This is a genomic window from Kitasatospora sp. NPDC032150 (assembly GCF_055579945.1).
In genome coordinates this window covers 1-5,856 of record NZ_JBVIMH010000077.1, presented here as the reverse complement: position 1 = coordinate 5,856, position 5,856 = coordinate 1, and the positions used below count along the sequence as shown (strand labels likewise).

General features: G+C 68.3%; 5 protein-coding genes. 3 read left to right on the top strand and 2 right to left on the bottom strand.

The genetic code is table 11. The features are described 5' to 3' along the window. Positions 1-313: 313 nt before the first annotated feature. Positions 314-832: a hypothetical protein gene (locus tag ACZ5ON_RS35555; RefSeq protein ID WP_465601638.1), complete on the top strand. Its 519-nt coding sequence runs from the start codon at positions 314-316 to the stop codon at positions 830-832. 521 nt (positions 833-1,353) lie between these two features. Here ACZ5ON_RS35555 and ACZ5ON_RS35550 read toward each other — a convergent pair. Next, complete coding sequence (locus ACZ5ON_RS35550; protein WP_143677042.1) at positions 1,354-1,641, bottom strand: hypothetical protein; 288 nt, start codon at positions 1,639-1,641, stop codon at positions 1,354-1,356. Positions 1,642-1,933: 292 nt separating this feature from the next. On the opposite strand from ACZ5ON_RS35550, the gene ACZ5ON_RS35545 reads away from it, so the two are divergent. Together ACZ5ON_RS35545 and ACZ5ON_RS35540 are read left to right on the top strand one after the other, a co-directional pair. Next, entirely contained in the window at positions 1,934-4,045 is a 2,112-nt protein-coding gene (locus ACZ5ON_RS35545) for a helicase associated domain-containing protein (protein WP_465601635.1), read from the top strand. Then, positions 4,029-4,403, top strand: coding sequence for a helicase associated domain-containing protein (locus ACZ5ON_RS35540; RefSeq protein ID WP_465601632.1), 375 nt, complete (start codon positions 4,029-4,031; stop codon positions 4,401-4,403). Before ACZ5ON_RS35545 ends, ACZ5ON_RS35540 begins: the two co-directional genes overlap by 17 nt. 485 nt (positions 4,404-4,888) lie before the next feature. Here the strand turns inward: ACZ5ON_RS35540 and ACZ5ON_RS35535 are convergent, their stop codons facing one another. Then, a complete protein-coding gene (locus ACZ5ON_RS35535; protein WP_465601629.1) occupies positions 4,889-5,173 on the bottom strand; it encodes a hypothetical protein in 285 nt (94 codons plus the stop codon). Positions 5,174-5,856 lie beyond the last annotated feature (683 nt).

Below are 5,856 nucleotides of genomic sequence, written 5' to 3'. Positions count from 1 at the left end.
AGACGACACGACACCCCGTCTCTGCCACCGAGGCACCGGCACCATGCCTGACCAGCGGAAACGCACCCGTCGCTATCGGAAAGACAACGGCTTCTAAGTCACTGGTATTGAGGTTAGAGCCCGTAACACGATCACTGCAGCAGGCTCCGTGAACTCCGGGGGCTCGTGTCGTCGCCCGATCCCGCGGATGTCTCAGTCTGCGGGGCCGGAGATGATCGATGGTGTAGAAGCCGGTGCCGTGGTGGGTCGACGGCCAGCGGTATGTTGCTGATGTTGAGAACGTCTGGATATTCGAGGGCTGCGGAGGCTGACGGTGGATCTGGTCCTTCGGGAGCTCTTGGGGCCGCCCCAACGACTGATCCGTGCCCGGGCTGATGCGTGGCGGGAGATCGAGGACTGGGTCGGTCGCCGGCTTCCCGACGACTTCAAGGAGTTCGTCGACGAGTACGGCGACTGCCGGATCATGGAGTTTCTGGCCATCGCCCATCCCAGTGGCCGACAGCCCCTGCTGGAGTGCATGAGAGACGACCGGCACGCTCTGGAGGCTTTGGCTGACCAGTACCGGGACAGCTCGGGCGTACTCTCCTTCGATCCGGCAACCGCCGTCGGGTGGGGATCCCATGACTACGACGGGGACCTGTGCTTCCTCCTGCCCAGGGACGATGAAGAGTGGGCAGTGATGGTGGCATTCCGCCAGTACCGCATGGTGCTGATTGCGGAAGGCGGCTTCACCCGGTTCTTGACTGGCCTGTTGACGAAGGACAACGTTCCACGCGGGTGGCCGACGGTCGATCCCGTGTGGAGGTCCATGGAGGACTCCCCGGTCATCTGATGCCCGCCTCGTGCTTCTAACTTGGCTACTCGCCACATCGGTTGAGCATCCTCCAGCAGGCCGGCCGCCCGTTCAGGGATCTGCATCAAGGTGTCACTGGGCGACGTCTCCTGATGTCACCACACATCCGCACCCCGGTGACACGCAGCACTCCCCCCACCCCCATACGCCACCGTCATGAAGGGCCAGTGACACCGACTGATCCCCCAGCGACAACAAACCGCAGATTCGCAGCGGGAGGCCGGCCGCATGGACGACTCGAGGCTTCGCCCCATGTGGGAGGCGGCCGAGTGGGAGGGACCACCTGCAAGCCGCGGGAGCGGATCTGGCGGGCGGGGCCGGTGTCAGCGCGCGCACGCGCGGGCTGCCGACGGGCCCGCTCCTGGCTGTGTCGGCCCGTCGGCAGAGATGCAGGTACCGTCTTCGCCGACGCGAAGCACGTGAATGGGCCGCATTCAGGCAGCCGGCCCTGGGCGCGAAGAAGCGCACCCCACGACGGCAAACGCGAGGTTCAAGGCTTCTCAGACCTTCAGGCCGAAGCGGTAGAGCGAGCCGCTCTTGGTCGCGATGAACCGGTCGCCGGTCAGGAAGTAGACCTCGAACGAGTCCGATACCGTGCCGGAGACCGTGATCTCGCACAGGTACCCGTTGTCCACGCCGGGCATAGGAGCGTATCCCCCGGCCCAAAGGGTCCCGGCGTTCATGGCTTCGTTGTGGAATTCCCAGGGCGTCGGGTGGAATGCACCGAGCGTGCCGCTGTCGTCGAAAGGAGCGACGGACCAATTTGTGCCGGCGGGATTGAATGCCATTTCAGCACCCCTTTCTTGGGTTCTGCAGTCATGCGGTATTCATTACGTTCCCCGCCTTAAGTAGCAGAACACGCTGAATGGCCGAAAGGATGAGTCGCATAGGCGCGCATCAGCGCCTTATCGGATCATCTTATCTACGCCGTCCGGCATCTCTCGTGCCACTGGGTGGCGCACAGGCCTGGATCGCGGAGCGCGAGGTCCGGCTTGCGGCGAAATACCAGAGCCCATCGGGAACGACTTGCGCCTGACCTTGTCTTTGTCGCGCGAATTCCGGGAAAGGGAAACTCGAATCATGACGAATAAATTGCGCCCGCACCAGGAAGAGGCGTGCGACGCGGCAGTACGACTTCTGACGCTGCCGGCGTCGGGTCTGGTGCCGCCGGAGGGGTTGCGGTGCCAGATCCGGGCGGCGACGGGTTCGGGCAAGTCGCTGACGGCCGTGCACGTCGCCTCGCGGCTCCACTCCGAGCGGACGCTGGTGATCGTGCCCTCGCTGCCGCTGCTGGAGCAGACGGTCGAGGTCTGGCAGCGCGAGGGGCACGGCGGCCGGATGGTTGGGCTCTGCTCGCTGACGGGCAACGAGCAGCCGGTGGGCCTGCGGTGCACCACCGATCCGGCGGAGCTGGTGAAGTGGACGGCCGGGCCGGGGCGGGTGACGGTGTTCGCCACCTACGCCAGCCTGGGCCTGGGCCACCTGGAGAAGGCCCACCAGCTGGGGCTGCCGGCCTTCTCACTGGCGGTGGTGGACGAGGCGCACCGGACGTCCGGGCAAGCGGGGCGGCCGTGGGCGGCGATCCTGGACAACACCCGGATCCCCTGCGACCGGCGGTTGTTCATGACGGCCACCCCACGGCTGTGGGCGGTCAAGGACAGCGATCGGGTGCGGGCGGCGGCGGCCGGGATCGAGGCGGTCGAGCTGATCGCCAGCATGGACGACGAGGCGCTGTACGGGCCCATCGCCCACGACTACCCCCTGGGGACCGCGATCTCGGACGGGGTGATCGCCCCGTATCGCATCGTGTGCGTGGACGTCACGGACCCCGTTCTCCAGGGCTTGGAGCAGCAGGGTGCGAGTGAGATGTCGGTGGAGTACCGGGGCGCCCGGCTGGCGGCCTTGCAGACCGCGCTGCTGACCGCCTGCGCGGAGTGGGACCTGTCCCGGGTGCTGTCCTTCCATCACATGGTCGCCGAGGCGCGGGCACTGAGCACCGGCCTGACGGATGTGGCGCGGGTGCTGTGGGAGCAAGACCCCGCCCTGCACCCGGACCCGGAACTGATCGGCACGACGTGGCTGGAGGCCGAGCACACCTCCGCTGAGCGCCGGGCCGTGCTGGGCACATTCGCGTCGCTGATCAGGGACGACGGGTGGCGGCTGCTCCGGTACATCCTGGCCTCGGTGAAGGTGCTGTCGGAGGGCGTGGACACCTTCGACTGCGACGCGGTGTTCTTCGCCGATGTGCGCCGGTCGATGGTGGACCTGGTCCAGGCCGTCGGGCGCGCTTTGCGGATGAAGCCGGGCAGCGGCAAGGTCGCCACCATCGTGGTGCCCGTCCTGCTGGGCGCCGGCGAGAACGGCGACCAGCTGCTGACCTCGAGGGCGTACGACGGGCTGTCCAAGCTGCTGATGGCGCTGCGAGCTCACGACGCGGCCGCCGTCGAGCGCCTGGCGATGCCGCAGTCCGAGACCCGGCCGCCCCGTGAGCCGAAGCACGCCGGGGAGCCGGAGGAGTTCCGCTCCGCCGCCGGGGAGACGCAGCTGCTGCAGTTCTCCACCCAGCGCGACCCCACCCTCATCGCCGCGTTCGTGCGGACCCGGGTGCTGGAGCCGGAGCGGGCCGAGTTCCGGCGGGGCCTGGAGGAGCTGCTCGCCTACCGCGAGAAGTTCGGCGACGTGAAGGTGCCCTACGCCTACCGGGCACCGTCCGGGCACAGGCTCGGGGTATGGGTGGCCGACCAGCGCCGCTACAAGGCCGCCGACGTCCTCGACCCGGAGCGGATCAAGGAACTCGACGCGCTGGGCATGATCTGGTCGGCGTTCGACACCGCGTTCACCGATAACCTCACCGCGGTGGCCGGGTACGCCGCCGAACACGGCCACGCCTGCCCACCCGCGGACGCGGTGTGGGGCGGGCGGCCGGTCGGTCGGAACCATCATGAAGAACCTGCGCACCGCCCAACGCCGCGCCGAAGCACTCCAGCGCCGCGCCGAGGCCGGGGAGCAGGGCCTGGACTGGACCGGGGCGCTGACCGCCGACCGCAAGAACGCACTCGACGAGATCGACCCGGCATGGTGCCCCACCTGGTCGGTGGAATGGCAGCGGTGCTTCGCCCTGGCCTGGCGGCACGTGAAGGAGGGCGGCCAGCTGGCAGGCGCAGAGCCGGGTTCCGTGGTGGTGCAAGGTGAGGATCTGGCCGAGTGGGGCCGCGCCCAACAGATCGGCTGGGACAAGCTCTCCCCCGCCCAGCAATGGGCGTGCGAGCACGTCCTCGGATTCGAGCCACTGCCCACCGAGCAGAAGCCGGCCGGGAAGGTGACGCACGCGGAGAAGGAACGCCGCAACCTCGCCGCCGCCGCCCAATACCGGGCCCGCGAAGGCCACCTCAACGTCCCCCGCAAACACAAGGAACCGCTGGAGCTTGCTGACGGGAGCAAGGTGGAGATCAGCCTCGGACTCTTCATCGCCAACACCCGCTTGCGGCGGGCCACCATCCCCACCGAACGCGCCGCCCGGCTGACCGAGCTGGGGATGCGCTGGGAGTAGACGCGGGCCGGGGGCTGGACGCAGACCGGACGGTGCAACACGCCCACCGCAACACAGCCCGGCCGCCGTCCGGCAGGAGCGAATGACCAGCACAGGGGGTCCAACGCGGAGCCGTGTTGCACCCCATGTTGCAACGGGCGATCCATGGTGGGAGGTGCGGGGCTGCACGCGAAGCTCTATCAGCGAAGAACCGCAGCGTGTGAGGGCGTCGCCGCCCCAGCTCCGCCCGTTGCGCCGAGGCCGGCTCGGGCCGCGTCCCGGGCGGGTCGGACACCATGGTGCGCGCCCCCTCGTACGAGACCCACCCGCTGCCTACATAGTTTTCCGCCGCGGTGTTCAGCTCGTTCCGGCTGACCTGGGCTGGGCGCAAGGCGATGTCCTGGCGGCTGTCGGCCGCGGGCACGTCCAGCACCAGCAACTCGGCGCGGTATCCGCCCCGGCACCGGTCGGCGGCGTGGTCCGGGGTTCCCACCGGATCAGCCGTGCTACTCCGAGGCGAGGATGGTGTCGATCATGCGCTGCAGCAACGCGGCCAGGTAGCGCTTGTCGTTGGCGGCCTTGCGATCGCCGAGCTGGTCCAGCCGCATGGCCTCGTCGAGCAGCTCGTCGCGCTGGTGGAGCATCCTCACGACGTCCGCGCGGTGGTCGGTGGCGGCCACGGCCGAGGCCGCGCCCGGCTGGACGGGGGCGGCCTGAGCGGGGGCAGCCGCGAGCAGGACACCACCGGCCAGGGCGGCGGTCAGGGCGATGGCGGGAAGACGATGGCGCATTGAGCTTCTCCTCATTTTCGACGGTGCCTTCGGTGGGGCGCGGGAGTGACCCCGCCCGAGACAAATTAGAGACGCGTGCCTTGAGCACGCTTCTGACTGTAGCAGGAAAAGCGTGCGCCGAGCACGCTAATGTGGAGACGTGGAGAACTCGACGGGACACGACACGAGCGGCTCACCGAACTCGGCATGCGCTGGGAATAGGCCGGGCGCAGACCGGGCGGTGCAACGCGTTCACTGCAACGCGGCTCGGCCGCTGTCCGGAGAGGCGAAGGCCCAGGTCAGGGGTGCAACGCGGAGTCCCGCGTTGCACCCCGCGTTGCGCTCAGGGGGTGTCGCGGGCGAGCTGTCGCGCCCGGACCACACACGGGGGAACGCGGGTATCCGCGCAGGTCACAGCACGCGACAGCACCCCGCGCGACAGGGGGTCGCGCCAGCACCCCGCGACAGCACCCGTGACCTCTGACACTGAACCTTGACCAGTTGCCACTGAAGGTTGACCAGAGCGCTTCTCTGCCACTGAGAGGACGTTAAGTCCGTTTCTGGATGATCTGGTGTCGCCCGTTCGTGTGTACGGAGCTGTTCGGGCTAACGCGTATGTCGTGTGCATGTTGGTGTTGGTGCATGGAACGGATGCCGTACTCAACGGACTTGACCGACGGGCAGTGGGCCTTGATCGAGCCGCT

Bases quoted from the DNA above. Each gene is read 5' to 3' on its own strand.
- ACZ5ON_RS35545 (WP_465601635.1), top strand. From the start codon at position 1,934: ATGACGAATAAATTGCGCCCGCACCAGGAAGAGGCGTGCGACGCGGCA.
- ACZ5ON_RS35535 (WP_465601629.1), bottom strand. From the start codon at position 5,173: ATGCGCCATCGTCTTCCCGCCATCGCCCTGACCGCCGCCCTGGCCGGT.
- ACZ5ON_RS35550 (WP_143677042.1), bottom strand. From the start codon at position 1,641: ATGGCATTCAATCCCGCCGGCACAAATTGGTCCGTCGCTCCTTTCGAC.